Source organism: Amycolatopsis sp. NPDC004747 (assembly GCF_053601335.1).
This window is the reverse complement of sequence record NZ_JBSGBQ010000001.1, coordinates 1-15,464: the sequence shown is the minus strand read 5'-3', so window position 1 is coordinate 15,464 and position 15,464 is coordinate 1. Positions and strand designations below refer to the sequence as shown.

Here is a 15,464-nt window from a genome sequence, read left to right as displayed (position 1 = left end):
CAGCGTCGGGGCTCCGATCACGAGCCCGGCGGAGGGAATGCAGATGCGCAAGTGGGGTTATGCGGCGTTGAGTACCGCGCTGGTGGCGGGGGTGCTCGCCACCCCGGCCGCGGCGGCGGGCGACCCGGCCGGTGGCGGGCAGCAGCACTGCCGGCAGGCGTTCGACCACGCCGTCTGGGAGGACATGGACAGCTACAACAAGCGCGACGCCGCCCGCTACCGCGCGATCATCCACCGCGACATGGTCACCGTCGGCCGCCGGGGCAACCTGTACATCGGCTACGACGCGAACGTGAACCCGGTGCTGGAGCAGTTCAAGGTGCCCTACGAGTATTCGATGCCGTGGACGGTGACGCACACCGTCGTCGAGGACTGCAAGATGGGCTTCGCCATCCTGGACGCGCACTACCTCGAGCCGTCGCACGGCATCGATCGCCACTACACGATCAGCCTGACCCTGGTGCGCGAGCACGGCCGGTGGCAGGTCGTCAAGGACACCGTCACCGAGGTCGTGGCCTGACGTTCAGCCGAGCCCGCGCCGCAGGGCGTCCAGTTCGTCGGCGAACATCCGGCGGGAGATCGCGGCCGTCTCGACCAGGCTGGAGCCGTGGAAGGTGCCCGGGTAGTGGCGCAGGTCGACGGGCACGCCCGCGTGCGCGAGCCGCTGGGCGTAGGCGATGCCTTCGTCGCGGAGGGGGTCGAACTGGCAGGTCGTCACGAAGGCGGGCGGCAGCCCGGTCAGGTCGGTGGCGCGGGCCGGGGCGGCGTAGGGCGAGACGTCCGGGCCGCCGGGCTCCGCGCCGAGGTAGCTCGTCCAGCTGTGCACGGCGTTCGGGCGGTTCCAGATCGGCGTGTCGGTGTAGGCGCGCATCGACGGGGTGTCCAGGCGGTCGTCGAGTTCGGGGATGCCGAGGTACTGGAAGGACAGCCGCGGGCCGCCGCGGTCGCGGGCCAGCAGCGCCACCGCGGCCGCGAGGCCACCGCCGGCGCTTTCGCCGGCCACGCCGAGGCGGGCCGGGTCGATGCCGAGCTCGGCCGCCTTGGCCGCCACCCAGGTCAGTGCGGCGTAGCAGTCCTCGACCGGGGCCGGGAACGGGTGTTCGGGGGCGAGCCGGTAGCCGACCGAGACGATCACGATGCCGAGCTCGTCGACCAGGCGGAGGAGGTGCGCGTCGAAGGTGTCGAGGTCGCCCATGACGAACCCGCCACCGTGGATGTAGAGCAGGCCGGGAACGGCGGTGGCGAGGTTCGCCGGGGCGTAGACGCGCACCGGGACGTCGGGGGCGTCGGACGGACCGGGGACGGCGGTGTCCCGGACGTCGAGGGCGGTCTTGGGTTCGTAGGCGGGCAGGACTTCGCTGAGCTGCGCCATCGAGGCGCGCGCGGCGAGCAGGGACTCGTGATCGGTGAGGGTCACAGCCGGGAGCATGTCCAGCCAGGGCAGCAGCTCGGGATCGATCGCGTAGGTCATGCCCCGATCATCGGCGGCTGAAGGTGACGGCGGCCACCGCCACGCGGCGGGCGTTGCGGCACGAATCCTCGCCACCCGGCGGCTCCGGTGCTCGCCATCCGGCGGGCGTTCGCCGAGCGCGCCCACGGGGCGAGGGTCATCGCCGGGCGGCGGCGCACCTTCGGCGAGCCGGTCTGTGGCACCGCCGGGCCGAGCCGCTCCGGTGCTCGCCATCCGGCGGGCGTTCGCCGAGCGCGCCCACGCGGCAAGCGCCCGAACCTGCCCACCCGGTGGGCGCACCTTCGGCGAACTGTGCCGCCGCCGCGCCAGGCCGCTCCGATGCTCGCCATCCGGTGGCGGGCCTTCGCCGAGCCGGCCCTGCCAAGCCGATCTCCGCCACCGCCGTGCCAGGCTTGGCCGCTCCGGTGCTCGCCATCCGGGGGCGGGCCTTCGCCGAGCCGGCCCTGCCGAGCCGATCTCCGCCACCGCCGGGCCAGGCCGCTCCGATGCTCGCCATCCGGTGGCGGGCGCGCCTATCGTGGCGGGATGAAAGGCCTGCTGCTGCGGCTGTCCGGGCTCGATGCCGACGCCGAGAACGCCGTGCGGGTGATCGGCTTCTTCGACCGTCTGATCGCCGGCCGTGCCGGGCTGGATGCTCTGGTGCGCAGCACCGCCGAACTGGCCGGCTGCCCTGTCGGCGTGCACGCTCCCGGCCAGGGGCTGTCACTGCGCGCCGAGCCGGGAGCCGGCGTCGTCGCCCCGGCCGCGCCGCCCGCGGGGGCCACCACCCGGATGCTCGAAGGCGGCGTCGCCGTGTGGGTGGCCCGGGCGGGCGCGCCCGCCCCGCTCGACGACATGCTGCTCGAGCGGTTCGCGATCGCCACCGCCATCCTGCTGGAGCACTCCGGCGTGCCGCGGCCCGAACTCGGGGACCCGGCGCTGGTCGAGCTGGTGCTGTCCGAAGACACCGGCACGGCCGAGCGGTCCCGGGCTCTGCACCTGCTCGGCTTCGGCCCGGCGACCCGGCTGCGCGTGCTCGCGGGCACGGGCGTCGACGCGCTCGCCGGCCGCTCGGCCCGGCTCGGTGGCGTGCGGGCGGTCCTGCTCCCGGGCGAGGTGGCTTCACTGCCGGACGGCGCCCGCGCGGGCATCGGCCCCGACGGCCCGGCGATCGAAGTGGCCCGCTCGTGGGCGGCGGCCCGGACCGCCCTGCGGTTCACCTCGGCGGCGGAGCCGGTGGTGTGGTGGGAACGGCTGGGCGGCCTGGCCGTGCTCGCGGGCAAGCTCGAACCCGCGGAACTCGCGGAACTGGCCGACGTCCGAGCACTCGACCACCTGGCGGCCGAACCCCACGGAGCGGACACGTTGGCGGCGCTGGACGCGTTGTGCGCGACGGGTTCCGCCCGCAAAGCGGCCGCGGCCCTGCACCGCCACCACAGCACGATGCCCGCCCGGCTCGCCCGCGCGGAAGCGGTGCTGGGATTCGAGGTGGACTCGCCGTCGGGCCGGTTCCGCCTCCACCTGGCGTTGGTCCTGCGACGGCTGCGGGACAACACCGACGCCGGCTGACCGTCCCGAGTGGACTTGGCGCGGCCCGGTCACCGCGGCGGGTGCTGTCCCGGCCCGCGATCCGGCCACCCGGCTGGCTCGACGCGCCTTCCGTGACCGGCGGGCACACCCGAGAGAGAGTTGCCCGGCGCACCCGGAGGGTCGGCTCGCGTACCCGGAAGGTCGGCCGCGCAACTGATCGGTCGGCGAGCGCACCGAAGGCCGGGGCCAGCGACCCAGCCGGTCGGCGGTCGGCGTAGCCGGAGGGTCGGGCGGCGCTGGGCTCAGGTGACCGTCGCCGGCTCGCGTGATCGCCAGACCAGGTCGGTGGCTGCGGTGGGCCAGCTCGGGTGGGCGAACTCGAATCCTGCCTCGATCAACCTCCCGGGAACCACCCGGCGGCTCTTCAACAGCAGCTCCGTGTCGCTGCGGAGGACGAACGCGCCGATCTCCGCCATCCACTTCGTCGCCGGGAGGCCCACCGGGACCCCCGCCGCCGCCCGGAGGGTGCGCAGGAATTCCCGGTACGGCAACGGCTCCGGGGCCGCCAGGTTCACCGGGCCGCTCAGGTCGTGCTCGATCAGGAAGCCGATCGCCCGGATCAGGTCGTCCTCGTGGATCCACGACATGTACTGGCCGCCGCCCGCGACCGGGCCGCCCAGGCCCAAGCGCGCCAAGCGCAGGAGCATCGCGAACGCTCCCCCTGGCTCCGGGCTCATCACCATCGCCGTGCGCAACGCGACCTTGCGCGTGTCCGGCGTGGCCGCCAGCCGCTGCTCGCGCTCCCACGCCTTCGCGATGTCGACGCTGTAGGACCAGTAGGGCGGCACCCCCGGCTCGTCGCCGCCGAGGACGCCCGTGGTTTCGTCGTTCGCGGTGCCGAACGTGTGCGCGTAGATCGTCGCCGTGCTCATCTGCAGCCACACCTTCGGCGGGCGGGCCGCGCGGGCGATCGCGCCGCCGACCACCCTGGCCGAGTCGACGCGGGAGTTCAGCATCTCGCGCAGGTTCGCCGCGGTGTACCGGCAGTTCACCGACCGGCCGGCCAGGTTGAGCACGACGTCGCTGCCGTCGATCTCCGCCGTCCACGGGCCCGGGCCGCGGCCGTCCCAGTGGACGTGGCGCACCCCCGGCTCCGCGCGCGCCTCCCGCCGGGTCAGCACCACGACCTCGTGCCCCTGTTCGACCAGCGCGCGGCTCAGCACCCGGCCCAGGTGCCCGGTGCCGCCCGGAATCACGATCTTCATGCAACCCCCTTCTCGATCCCCCTTCCGAGGGTAGCGCAAGAGTTGAACGCGTTCAATTATTACGAACCGTCATCGCCGGAGACTCGGGTCCGATCAGGCCCACCGCGGCCGCCAGAGGCCCCCAAGGACCCCCGGCGGAAGATCACGGGACGGTCTCCGCCATTCGGCCGAACGGGTCAGAAAAGCCGCAGGTCACGGTCCCGCATCGGAACTTTTTCGCGGTGAAACGTCGGCGCCGTGGCCCGATCCCGCGCGCGTAACACGCCGGGCGGCGGATGACAAGGGACCTCGGTCCTTCGCAGTCAGGCCGGTCGCCCGGGGTGAAGATCGCCCTCGAATTCGCACACTCTTCGTGACGGTCCTCACGGACCAGCCGGACCGAGACCGGGCACCGGCCTTCCCCGATGAAACAGCTTCCAGGAGAACCCCATGCGCAAGATCAGCAAGCGGTCCGCCGTCGTCCTCGGTGCCGCCGGAGTGGTGGTCGTCGCCGGTGTCGCCTACGCGGCTTGGACGAGCACCGGCGCCGGCTCGGGTTCGGTCACCGCGAAGACGGCGGTGAACTCGGTGATCCAGGCGGGCTCGGGCACCGGTCTCTACCCGGGTGGCAGCACCTCGTTCACGGTCACGATCGACAACCCGAACGACTACCCCGTGAAGGTCGACTCGATCAGCGCCGGGACTTCCAACGCTGTTCCCGACACCGCCTGCGCCGCGAACACCGTCACGAGCGACGCGTCCCCGAACGCCGGGACCATCGCGGCCCACGGCTCCACGACCTTCACCCTCCAGGCGCACATGATCGCCAACCCGGACAACTCGTGCCAGGGCAAGACCTTCACGCTGCCGCTCACCGCCGCCCTCTCCTCGAACGCCTCCTGATCGCGGCGGGGCGGCGTGCCAACCGCTGCCCCGCCCTTCCCCGGAAGGACCTCGATGTCCAGGTGGCGGATCGGTGTTCCGGTCGGCGCGCTCGCGGCCGTCGTGCTCACGTCGTTCGCGAGCGGCCCTGCGCCGGTGGCGAACACCGCGAACGGCAACGGCATCAAGCAGTTCGGCATCGCCGACGTGGCGGGCCAGGCCACCGCGCTCTCTCCCGGCGCGACCGGGAACCGGTGGATCCGGCTGGCCAACGCCGAAAACTTCCCCATCCTCGTCCAGACCGTGACGGCCACGGTCGGCAAGCCCGTCGACAGCCGGGGCCGCGCCGTCCCGGCCTGCCCGGCCTCCTCGGTCGCGGTCGACGCGCTCGCCCGGCCGGTGACGGTGCCCGCCGGCGGCACCGCCGACGTCGCCCTCACCACGCACATGCTGCCCGGCACCCCCGACGCGTGCCGGTCGGTCACCTTTCCCCTGACGTACACAGGAACGGCGGTCAAGCCATGAAGAACCCGACCCTGCGCCGCGTGCTCGTGGTCACCACGGTGGTCGGCGCGACGCTGGGCGGCGGGATCGCCGTCGCGGCGTGGACGAGCTCCGGTTCCGGCACGGCCGGCGCAAAAGCCGGAACGGCGGCCGCCCCGACAACCGGCGCGGTGGACACCTCGGCGATCACCACGGGTCTGCTCTACCCCGGTGTCAGCGGTGATGCCCTGATCCGGATCACCAACCCCAACCCGTACTCCGTCAAGGTGAGCGACGTCGTGACCAACGGCACCGCCACCGTGTCCGGCAACAGCGGCACCTGCGCGGGCAGCACGGTGACGTGGAACGCGAAGCAGCCGAACACCGTCTTGGCCGCGGGGGCCACCTCGACGATCACGGTGGCGGGCGCGGTCTCGATGGCGTCAACCGCCCCCGACGGCTGCCAGGGCGCGGTGTATTCGCTGCCGGTGACCGTCACGGTGGTGAGCCAGTGAGCGCGAACCGGGTGGTCTTCGCGGCGTTCCTGGTGGCGGCTTCATGGACCACGGTGATCAGCGGCCTGGTCGCGGTGGGCGCGGCGAGGGCCGAAGCTGCCTGGCTGAAGTCCGGCACGGGCACGGGATACGCGGCGGGGCTGAAGCTGCAGACGCCCGGCCAGCCGGTCGTCGATTCGGCGAAGTGCAACAGCAGCAACGGCGGTCCCTCGGCCACGCTCCACTGGGATTATCCGACGCCGCTGCCGCCCGGGTTCGAGCTCTTCACCGCGACTTCGGCGGGTGGCCCCGTTTCCACCGCGGGCACCACCACAACCGCTTCGGCCACCATCCCCTTGCCCGGCAACAACAAGGTCTACGTGAGCGTGCGCGCCACGGCCGGTTCCTGGAAGGGGACCCGATCTCCGGAGGTGCTCGCCTGCTGATTCCGGAACACCCCTGAAACCCCTGCAAGGCAAAGGAAAGAACCATGCTGGAAAGATTGCGTGCCGCCCGCTCCAACCAGGACGGCTTCACCCTCATCGAACTGCTGATCGTCGTCGTCATCCTCGGTGTGCTCGCCGGGGTCGTCGTGTTCGCCGTGCAGGCGTTCAACGGTGACGGCAAGGCCGCCGCCTGCAATGCCGACTGGAAGGCCGTCGAGACCGCCAACGAGGCGCTCTACGCCAAGACCGGCGCCTACGCCGCCGACCCGGCCGAGCTCAAGACCAAGGGTTACCTGAAGGACGAGCCCTCGACCAGCAACGGCTACACGATCTCCATCGCCTCCGGCGTCGTCAAGGCCGCCGGCGCCTGCACCCACTGATCCACTCCGCGGGGTGGGGCGACCCACCCCGCGGGACCACCTCGCCCCGGAGGGAACCCATGCTCACCCAGATCGGCAGCCGCGTCGACGGCCTGCTCGAGGCGCTGTGGCAGGCGCGCGGCACCGACCTGCTGCTCACCGCCGGACTGCCGCCCCAGCTGCGCGTGCACGGCGACCTCTCCGCGGTCCCCGGCCACCCCGTCCTCACCGGTGAGGACACCCGCGCGCTGCTCGCCGAGCTCCTCACCGACGACCAGGCCCTCGCCTGGCGCAGCGCCCGCGAGTTCGACTTCTCCTTCGGCTGGCGCGACGAAGCCCGCGTCCGCGGGAACGCCTTCACCCAGCGCGGGGAGACCGTCGTCGCGCTGCGGATGATCCCGCGCCGGATCCCCGGCATGGCCGACCTCGGCCTGCCGCCCGTGCTGGCCGACTTCGCCCGCCGCCACCAGGGTCTCGTGCTCGTCACCGGGCCGACCGGCTCCGGCAAGTCGACCACGCTCGCCGCCGTCATCGACCGGATCAACAGCGAACGCGCCTGCCACATCCTCACCGTCGAAGACCCCATCGAGTACGTCCACGAGCACCGCCGCTCCGCGGTCAACCAGCGCGAGGTCGGCACCGACACCGAATCCTTCCGCGCCGCCCTGCGCAGCGCCCTGCGCGAGGACCCCGACGTCCTGCTGGTCGGCGAAATGCGCGACCTCGAGTCGATCCGCTTCGCCCTCACCATCGCCGAGACCGGGCACCTGGTCTTCGCCACCCTGCACACCAACGACACCGCGCAGTCCCTCGCGCGGATGATCGACGTCTTCCCGGCCGGGCAGCAGGAGCAGGTCCGCGTCCAGCTCGCCGCGGCGCTCACCGGGATCGTCTACCAGCGGCTCATCCCCCGAATCGGCGGCGGGCTCGTCGCCGCCTTCGAGGTCCTGGTGGCCAACACCGCCGTCCGCAACCTCATCAAGGAGGGCAAGCCGCACCAGCTGCGCAACGCGCTGGTGACCGGGCGTCGCGAGGGCATGGTGACGCTGGAGCAGTCGCTGTCCCAGCTCGTCGCCGCCGGGCTCGTCACCCCCGCCGACGCCGCCGCCCGCAGCCTGCACCCGCAGGACATCGACCCGCGCCCGCTCCCCCGGAGCGTGCCGGCATGAGACTCCGCACCCAGCCCCGCACCGTCGACCTCCGCACGGTGACGCCGGACCGCGCCGCCGCCGACCTGCTCGGCGAGGCGAAGGCCCGCGAGCTCTGCGCGATCCCCCTGACCGTCCGCGAAGACACCGTGCTGGTCGCGGTGGCCGACGCCGCCGCCGCTCCCGCGCTGCAGCAGGCGCTGGGCCGACCGGTGACCGTCGCCATCGCCGACCGCGCGGACATCCTCGCCACGATCGGGCGCACCTACCGCGCGCTCACCGGCGTCGACCAGCAGGTCAAGGCGTTCGAGGCGCGCGACGCCGTGCGGCGGGACGCGGCCCGCACCGAGGCGCCGGCCACCGCGAACGACGACGCGCCGGTCGTGCACGTCGTCGCGCTGATGATCAAGCAGGCGCTGCGCGACCGCGCCTCCGACATCCACGTCGAGCCGCAGGCCGAACGCATCCGCGTCCGCTACCGCATCGACGGCGTGCTCCACGACGTTCTCGACCTGCCCGGCTCGATGGGCCCGGCGGTGACCAGCCGGATCAAGATCCTCGCCGGCATGAACATCGTCGAGCGCCGCCGCCCGCAGGACGGCCAGATCAGCATGGACGTCGAAGACCGGCCGGTGGACATCCGGGTGGCGAGCACGCCGGTCGTCGGCGGCGAGAAGGTCGTGCTGCGGCTGCTGGACAAGAGCCGCCCGCTGTTCCGGCTGCGCCAGCTCGGCATGCCGGAGGAGATGGCCGCGCGCTACACGGCGGTGCTGCAGTCGCCCTACGGCATGGTGATCTGCGCCGGGCCCACCGGCAGCGGCAAGACCACGACGCTCTACGGCTCGCTGGGCGAGCTCGACAGCAGCGAACGCAACATCATGACCATCGAGGACCCGGTCGAGTACACCATGTCCTCGATCAACCAGATCCAGATCAACGAGCAGACCGGCGTCACCTTCGCCGACGGCCTCAAGTCGATCCTGCGCCAGGACCCGGACGTCATCCTGGTCGGCGAGGTCCGGGACGTCGACACCGCGCGCATCGCCGTGCAGTCCGCGCTCACCGGCCACTTCGTGCTCTCCTCGCTGCACGCCACCGACGCCGCGTCGGCGCTGCACCGGCTGCTGGACATGGGGATCGAGAACTTCCTCGTGGCGTCGTCGGTCACCGCGGTGCTCGCCCAGCGGCTGGTGCGGCGGATCTGCCTGCGCTGCCGCGAGTACTACGCGCCCTCGGCCGAAGAACTGTCCTTCATGGACTCCCTCGGCGCGGACGAGCCGGCCGGCGGGTTCGTCCGCGGCGCCGGCTGCAACTTCTGCGCGCAGACCGGGTTCCTCGACCGCACCGGCGTCTACGAGCTGATGCCGGTCAGCGAAGGGATCCGGACGCTGGTGCTGGAGAGCGCGCCGCACCGCGAGGTGCACGAGCTGGCCCGCAAGGAAGGCATGCGGACGCTGCAGGACGAGGCGCTGCGGCTGGTGGCCGAGGGCGTCACCACCCCGGCCGAGGTGCTGCGGTCGATCTACCTCACCGGAGGGGCGCGATGAACCGGTACGCCTACGTCGCCACCGGCCCGGACGGGCAGCGCACCCGCGGGGTGCAGAAGGCCGCCGACGCCGATTCCGCCGTCCTCGCGCTGTACGAACGCGAACTGCGGGACATCGAGGTCACCGAGAAGAAGAGCGTGCTGAGCCTGGAGCTGACCGCGCCGCGGGTCAAGCGCGAGGTCGTCATGCACCTCTCGCGCCAGCTCGGCGCGTTCGTCCGGGCCGGGCTGCCGCTGATCGACGCCGTCCACATCCTGGGCGAGGAGGCCGCGAACTCGTCGGTGGCCCGGATGCTGCGGGACGTCGAACAGGGCCTGCGCGGCGGCGACCGGCTCTCGGACTGCGTCGACCGGCACCCGAAGATCTTCCCCGAGTTCTACCGCGAGATCCTGCGCTCGGCGGAGCTCACCGGACAGCTCGACAAGGTCCTCGACCAGCTGGCCGACTACCTCGAGCGCGACCTCGAAGCCCGGCGCAAGATCAAGGCCGCGCTGATCTACCCGGCGATGATCGCGCTGATGTCGGTCGTCACGGTGGTCGTGCTCGCCACCTTCGTGCTGCCGCGGTTCAAGTCCTTCTTCGCCAGCCTGAACGCGAAGCTGCCGCTGCCGACGCGGATGCTGCTGGCCGTCACCGACTTCCTCGGCCAGTGGTGGTGGGCGCTGCTGGCCGGGCTGGTGGCCTCGATCGCCGGGTACCTCGTCGCCGTGCGCACGCCCGCCGGCCGGTACGCCCGCGACCGGGCGCTGCTCGGCGTCCCGGCGATCGGCCCGACCGTCCGGCACGCGCTGGTCGAGCGGTTCTGCCGGATCCTGTCCTCGATGGTGAGCGCCGGGGTGCCGCTGCCGGAGGCCCTGCGGGTGGCGACGGACTCGCTGCGCAACCGCGTCTTCATGCGCGCGCTCGGCCGGGTCGCCCAAGCGGTGCTCAACGGCGAGGGCCTGGCCCGCCCGCTGACCGGCTCGGGGCTGTTCCCGGTGACCGCCGCGCAGATGATCCGCGTCGGCGAGGACACCGGCACGCTCGACACCCAGCTCGAAGTCACCGCCCAGTACTACGAAAGCGAGCTGGACTACCGGCTCAAGAAGCTCACCGCGCTGTTCGAACCCGCCGTGATCGTCGTGATGGGGCTGGTCGTCGGGTTCGTCGCGGTCGCGCTCGTCTCGGCGATGTACGGGATCTTCGGCCAGGTGCACGTCTGATGGACACCGACGACCGGGGCGAGAGCCTCCTGGAACTGCTGGTCGCGGTCGCGATCCTGGGTGTGGCCGTCCTCGCGATCGTCGGCGGGATCGGCGTGAGCGTGCTCATGTCCGACGTCCACCGCAAGCAGGCGACGGCCGGTGCCGGGGTGCGCGACTTCGGTGAAGCCGTAGAGAACCAGGTGCAGGCGGGCGGGTACGTCGCCTGCGCGGCGCCCGCGAAGTACGCCGCCCCGGCCGGGTTCACCGTGCCGGCCGGCTTCACCAGCTCGGTGACGTCGGTGAAGTACTGGACCGGTTCGGCGTGGTCGGCGACCTGCGGCACCGACAGCGGGCTGCAGCAGGTGACCCTCCAGGTCGCCAGCGGCGACGGGCGGGCGGGCGAGCGACTGGAAGTCGTGGTGCGCAAGCGGTGCGGGCTCGGGGAGGCGCTGTGCTGAGCCGCCGGTCCGATGCCGGGTTCACGCTCATCGAGCTGCTCGTCGTCATCGTCATCCTCGGGGTGGTCGCCGCGCCGATCGCCAACGCGGTGATCGTCTCGATCCGCAACACCGACGCGACCTCCGCCCGGCTGGCCGTCTCCCACGACGCCCAGCAGAGCGCCGCGTTCTTCGCCCAGGACGTCGCCGCGGTCGGCCTGCGCGACTACTCGGGCCAGGTCGCGAACGGCCAGGTCCCGTACTCGCCGTCGATCCAGCTCGGCGCCGCCTACGACAGCGGCGGCCAGGTCTGCGGCACGGCCGCGACGCCGGTTTCGGTGGTGCGGCTGCTGTCCGACGACTGGGACACCGGCACGCCGTCCGCGACCCGGCGCACCGTGCTCGTCGCCTACTACCTGGCCGGCACCGAACTGCACCGCCTGCGCTGCCTCGATTCCGCCACGGTGTCGGACTCGGTGGTCGCGCACAACGTCGACCCGGCCACGCCCGCGGTCACCTGTTCCAGCGCGTGCACCGACAAGGCCGTGCCGCTGTGGGTGAAGCTCACCTTCACCGCGGTCGCGCGCAACGCCGACCCCTACCCCATCACCCTGTTCGGGCAACGGAGGCAGACATGAACCGCCGGTGGAAGGGCGACGACGCCGGGGCCGCGCTGCCGCTGGTGCTCATCCTGGTCACGGTGATCGCGGTGGTGCTCGGCGCGCTGCTGTCCTTCGCCGACACCAGCGTCCGCACCACGGTGAACCTGCGCGACCAGGCGGCGTCGGCCTACACGGCCGACGGCGCGCTGCAGGCGGGGATCAACGCGATCCGCAACGGCAAGTTCACCGGCGCGGCCGGCGAGCACTGCTTCGGCGCGTCCGACACGCTGACCCTGCCGAACTTCGGCGGCACCGGCTCGGCCGCCGTGTCGTGCACCGCCGATCCGGCGAAGGTGCAGATCCAGTGCCCGTCCCTGAGCGTGTGCAACCGGCCGGGCAACGCGATCCTCACCCTCGGCACCGGCGGCGAGGACGGACTCAACATCCAGCAGCCGACCGGCTCGTCGTTCCGCGTCCACGGCGTCGTGTACTCCAACTCGAACATCCGGGTGGTCAACGGCTCGCTCGACACGAACACCGCGGTGTACGCGCGCGGCGCCTGCGCGGGCACGATCCGGAGCGCACCCGCGGCGTCGTGCGGCTACGGCGGGTCGAGCCTCGGCGCGGACCCCGGGTACGCACCGGCGTTGACGTCCGTGCCGCCGCGCCAGTCGCTGCCGCCGTGCACGAAGGCCGGTTCGCTGGTGACGTTCCAGCCCGGGTTCTACGACGACGCGGCCGGGCTTTCGGCGATGATGTCCAGCAGCAGCAAGTGCAAGGACAGCACGTTCTGGTTCACGCCGGGGACGTACTACTTCGACTTCCGCAACAGCGCCGCGATCCGGCCGCCGTCGCTGGCCGCCGGCCCCGACGAGTGGACGGTCGACAACGGCTACCTGGTCGCGGGCACGCCGGTGGACGGCAGCGGGCGGATCATCGCCAAGCCGCCCGTCCCGGCGCAGATCCCGGGGGCCTGCGACAACCCGATCGACGACGCGAAGGCCGTCGGCGTCCAGTTCGTCTTCGGCGGGGACAGCCGGCTGGCGGTGAAGGCGGGCCAGGTCGAGATCTGCGGGACCTACAGCGCGGAGCGGCCGCCGGTCGCGGTGTACGGGCTGACCTCGGGCGCGGAGACACCGGTGACGACGACGCTCGCCCCCGCCTCCGTGACGGGTGACTTCACCGGCGGAACGACGGCAAGTCTGTCCAAAGTGGATAAATCGGGCGCCACTTGGGTCGCGCCCGGCAAAACCGGGGGCACCGCCACGCTGACCGCCACCGGCTTCACCCCCGCAGCGGCCCCGCCCGCCGGAACCATCCTGACCTCGGCGAAGGTGCGGGTGGTCCACAGCAACGACCAGGGCGCGAGCAAGGACGCGCACACCGCCCAGTTCACGCCCTCGGGGAGTTCGCCGATCCCGCTGAGCTTGTCATCCCCCAACGACGGCACGGCCGCTTCCGACGAATTCGACGTGACGAAGCAGCTGACCCAAGCGGTCTACGACGGCACCTTCTCCGGCGGCCAGCTGAGCTACACCGTGGACCTCAAGCACGAAGGCACGGAACTGGTGGATGCGCTCCAGCTGGTGCTCGACTACACCCCGCCCGCGCTGCGGGCGGAGAGCGGGTGCACCCAGCTGCTGTACACCAGCAGTGCCGCCTGCGCGCTGGTCACCGCGGTGAACAACTCCGGCAACCGGTTCTACGTGCAGGGGACGACGTACGCGCCGAAGGCCGTCCTGGACGTCACGCTGAACAACGCGACCGAACCGATCTTCCGCTTCGGCGTCATCGCGCGGTCGTTGTGGGTGAAGGAGACCGGGAGCGTGACGTTCACCGGGGCGGTCATCGAGGTGCCGGACGACTCCCCCGGCTTCGTCTTCGGCGTCTACCTGTCCGCGTACGTGTGCCCGGGTTCGGCCACCTGTGCGCCGGGTGGCACCCCGGCCGCCCGGGCCAGGGTGGCGTATGTGGACGGTGACCCGACGAACCCGGTGCCGGGGGCGCGTCAGGTGTCGGTGCTGAGCTGGTCGGGGAACCGGTGACCGCTCAGGCCAGGCCGGTCAGCCGCTGGTAGGCCTGGCCGAGCGGGCCGGCCGCGAAGACCGCGACCAGGGCGGCGGCGATCATGAACGGCCCGAACGGCAGGGCGGTCTTGCGGCCGCCCTTGCCGGTGGCCAGCACCACCACGCCGGCGAGCGCGCCGAGCAGGAACCCGCCGAACGCCCCGATCAGCAGGGCCGGCCAGGAGAGGTAGGCGAGGATCCCGCCGAGGATGCCCGCGAGCCGGACGTCACCGAAGCCCATGCCGGCCGGGTACGCCAGGGCCAGGAGGAGGTAGAAGGCGAAGAGCGCGAGACCGCCGATGCCGGCCCGGGCGAGCGACCACCAGTCCCCGCGCCACCAGGCCGACGCCGTCAGCAGGACGGCCAGCACGGGGTACGACGGGAGCACGATCGCGTTCGGCAGGCGGCGGCAGTCGAGGTCGATCAGGGCCAGTGCGATCCCGATCGCGCCGAAGTACAGGAACGCGGGCAGGTCCGGCGGGTCGAGCCGCAGGGCCAGCAGCGCGAACAGGACGCCGGTGCCGAGCTCGACCAGCGGGTATCGGACACTGATCCGGGCACCGCAGCCCGCGCACCGGCCGCGCAGGACCAGCCAGCCGAAGACGGGGACGTTGTGCCGGGCCTTGATCTCCTGCCCGCAGTCCGGGCAGCGCGAGGCCGGCCGGACGACCGACTCGCCCCGCGGCACCCGGTGGATCACGACGTTGAGGAACGACCCGACGAGCAGGCCGAGCACCGCCGCCACCACGACCAGCACCGCCATCGGCCTCCTTCCGACCACCGCAGATCTTGCCGGACCCGCCTCCCACCCGCGACCGGACGTCCCCCGTACCCAGACAGACGACTCGCGTACCTGGAGGGACGACTCGCGTACCGGGATGGACGACACGACGGCCGAGTCGCTCGACGCCGTCCACTGGGCCGCGCGCCTGCGGGCGGCTCCACCTGGTCCGCACCACCGCGTAAAGGGGAAGCGGAACGGAAGCCGGACCGGGCAGGATGGCGGGCGAACCAGAGGGAGGACGACAGATGAAGACTGCGATACAGGCCGGCCTGGTGGCGCTGGGGGCGCTCGCGGCCGGCGCGACGGTGCTGGTGGCCCCGGCACAGGCGGCGACCATCCAGCGGTCGGCCGTCTGCCGCGCGGGCGAGTTCAGCGGCGCGCTGACGCTGCGCTACGAGAACGTCGGCTTCGACTTCCGCATCGTCGGCGGGTACACCACGTCGGGACCCTACATCGGCGACGTCGCCGGCAAGGTGTCCCTGCGGATCTCCTACCGCGCCGGCTCGACCACGCACACGGTGTTCTCCCAGACGTCGGCGACGACCGGGAACACCGCCTTCACGATTCCGACGACCACGAGCGTACCGACCACGGCCGCCGGCTCCGCGGCGGCGACCTTCGACAACGGCACGAACTCCTGCACCGCGACAGTGCCGATCAGCTAGCTGAGTAACGCGTGACCGGTTGGTGGCCGGATGATGCCCTCAGATCACGGAGCTGGGTGGTCATCCCGTCGCCTGAGGCCGTCAAATCACTTTGAGCCGGGCCCGCAACCCACAGACCAACGCGACCAGACGACGCAAGCTTG

17 protein-coding genes are annotated in these 15,464 nt (G+C 72.2%); 14 read left to right on the top strand and 3 right to left on the bottom strand.

Features of this window, described 5'->3' with window-relative positions; translation table 11 throughout:
* The first annotated feature begins 43 nt into the window (after window positions 1–43).
* Window positions 44–520 carry a hypothetical protein gene (locus ACWEGE_RS00085; protein WP_449658225.1) on the top strand — a complete coding sequence of 159 codons (477 nt, stop codon included), beginning with the start codon at window positions 44–46 and terminating at the stop codon, window positions 518–520.
* 3 nt (window positions 521–523) lie between these two features.
* Here ACWEGE_RS00085 and ACWEGE_RS00080 read toward each other — a convergent pair whose 3' ends face one another.
* Window positions 524–1,471, bottom strand: coding sequence for an alpha/beta hydrolase (locus ACWEGE_RS00080; protein WP_449658224.1), 948 nt, complete (start codon window positions 1,469–1,471; stop codon window positions 524–526).
* Window positions 1,472–1,996: 525 nt separating this feature from the next.
* Between ACWEGE_RS00080 and ACWEGE_RS00075 the strand changes: the two genes are divergently transcribed.
* Window positions 1,997–3,019: a helix-turn-helix domain-containing protein gene (locus tag ACWEGE_RS00075; RefSeq protein ID WP_449658223.1), complete on the top strand. Its 1,023-nt coding sequence runs from the start codon at window positions 1,997–1,999 to the stop codon at window positions 3,017–3,019.
* Window positions 3,020–3,282: 263 nt separating this feature from the next.
* Here the strand turns inward: ACWEGE_RS00075 and ACWEGE_RS00070 are convergent, their stop codons facing one another.
* The gene (locus ACWEGE_RS00070; RefSeq protein WP_449658222.1) at window positions 3,283–4,245 is read right to left on the bottom strand and encodes a TIGR01777 family oxidoreductase; all 963 of its coding nucleotides are present in this window, start codon (window positions 4,243–4,245) and stop codon (window positions 3,283–3,285) included.
* A gap of 429 nt (window positions 4,246–4,674) precedes the next feature.
* Here ACWEGE_RS00070 and ACWEGE_RS00065 point away from each other — a divergent pair, with 429 nt between their 5' ends.
* From ACWEGE_RS00065 to ACWEGE_RS00015, 11 genes are read left to right on the top strand one after another with little or no spacing between them, the layout of a single operon-like run.
* A complete protein-coding gene (locus tag ACWEGE_RS00065; protein WP_449658221.1) occupies window positions 4,675–5,127 on the top strand; it encodes an NDR1/HIN1-like protein in 453 nt (150 codons plus the stop codon).
* A 54-nt stretch (window positions 5,128–5,181) separates the two neighbouring features.
* Window positions 5,182–5,631, top strand: coding sequence for a hypothetical protein (locus ACWEGE_RS00060; RefSeq protein ID WP_449658220.1), 450 nt, complete (start codon window positions 5,182–5,184; stop codon window positions 5,629–5,631).
* Entirely contained in the window at window positions 5,628–6,104 is a 477-nt protein-coding gene (locus tag ACWEGE_RS00055) for a hypothetical protein (protein ID WP_449658219.1), read from the top strand. The genes ACWEGE_RS00060 and ACWEGE_RS00055 overlap by 4 nt, the downstream gene beginning before the upstream one ends.
* Window positions 6,101–6,529, top strand: coding sequence for a hypothetical protein (locus ACWEGE_RS00050; protein WP_449658218.1), 429 nt, complete (start codon window positions 6,101–6,103; stop codon window positions 6,527–6,529). The genes ACWEGE_RS00055 and ACWEGE_RS00050 overlap by 4 nt, the downstream gene beginning before the upstream one ends.
* Window positions 6,530–6,573: 44 nt before the next feature.
* Window positions 6,574–6,909: a competence type IV pilus major pilin ComGC gene (locus ACWEGE_RS00045; protein ID WP_449658217.1), complete on the top strand. Its 336-nt coding sequence runs from the start codon at window positions 6,574–6,576 to the stop codon at window positions 6,907–6,909.
* A gap of 59 nt (window positions 6,910–6,968) precedes the next feature.
* Window positions 6,969–8,057 (top strand): type IV pilus twitching motility protein PilT, encoded by a 1,089-nt coding sequence (locus ACWEGE_RS00040; RefSeq protein ID WP_449658216.1) that lies wholly within the window; start codon window positions 6,969–6,971, stop codon window positions 8,055–8,057.
* A complete protein-coding gene (locus ACWEGE_RS00035) occupies window positions 8,054–9,583 on the top strand; it encodes a GspE/PulE family protein (RefSeq protein ID WP_449658215.1) in 1,530 nt (509 codons plus the stop codon). Before ACWEGE_RS00040 ends, ACWEGE_RS00035 begins: the two co-directional genes overlap by 4 nt.
* Window positions 9,580–10,785: a type II secretion system F family protein gene (locus ACWEGE_RS00030; RefSeq protein ID WP_449658214.1), complete on the top strand. Its 1,206-nt coding sequence runs from the start codon at window positions 9,580–9,582 to the stop codon at window positions 10,783–10,785. The genes ACWEGE_RS00035 and ACWEGE_RS00030 overlap by 4 nt, the downstream gene beginning before the upstream one ends.
* Complete coding sequence (locus tag ACWEGE_RS00025) at window positions 10,785–11,225, top strand: type IV pilus modification PilV family protein (protein ID WP_449658213.1); 441 nt, start codon at window positions 10,785–10,787, stop codon at window positions 11,223–11,225. Before ACWEGE_RS00030 ends, ACWEGE_RS00025 begins: the two co-directional genes overlap by 1 nt.
* Window positions 11,219–11,842 (top strand): prepilin-type N-terminal cleavage/methylation domain-containing protein, encoded by a 624-nt coding sequence (locus tag ACWEGE_RS00020; RefSeq protein ID WP_449658212.1) that lies wholly within the window; start codon window positions 11,219–11,221, stop codon window positions 11,840–11,842. Before ACWEGE_RS00025 ends, ACWEGE_RS00020 begins: the two co-directional genes overlap by 7 nt.
* Window positions 11,839–13,851, top strand: a complete 2,013-nt coding sequence (locus ACWEGE_RS00015; protein WP_449658211.1) for a hypothetical protein — start codon at window positions 11,839–11,841, stop codon at window positions 13,849–13,851. The genes ACWEGE_RS00020 and ACWEGE_RS00015 overlap by 4 nt, the downstream gene beginning before the upstream one ends.
* A 4-nt stretch (window positions 13,852–13,855) precedes the next feature.
* Here the strand turns inward: ACWEGE_RS00015 and ACWEGE_RS00010 are convergent, their stop codons facing one another.
* The gene (locus ACWEGE_RS00010; protein ID WP_449658210.1) at window positions 13,856–14,635 is read right to left on the bottom strand and encodes a prepilin peptidase; all 780 of its coding nucleotides are present in this window, start codon (window positions 14,633–14,635) and stop codon (window positions 13,856–13,858) included.
* Between the two features lie 266 nt (window positions 14,636–14,901).
* Between ACWEGE_RS00010 and ACWEGE_RS00005 the strand changes: the two genes are divergently transcribed.
* Entirely contained in the window at window positions 14,902–15,321 is a 420-nt protein-coding gene (locus ACWEGE_RS00005) for a hypothetical protein (protein WP_449658209.1), read from the top strand.
* The last annotated feature ends 143 nt before the right edge of the window (window positions 15,322–15,464 follow it).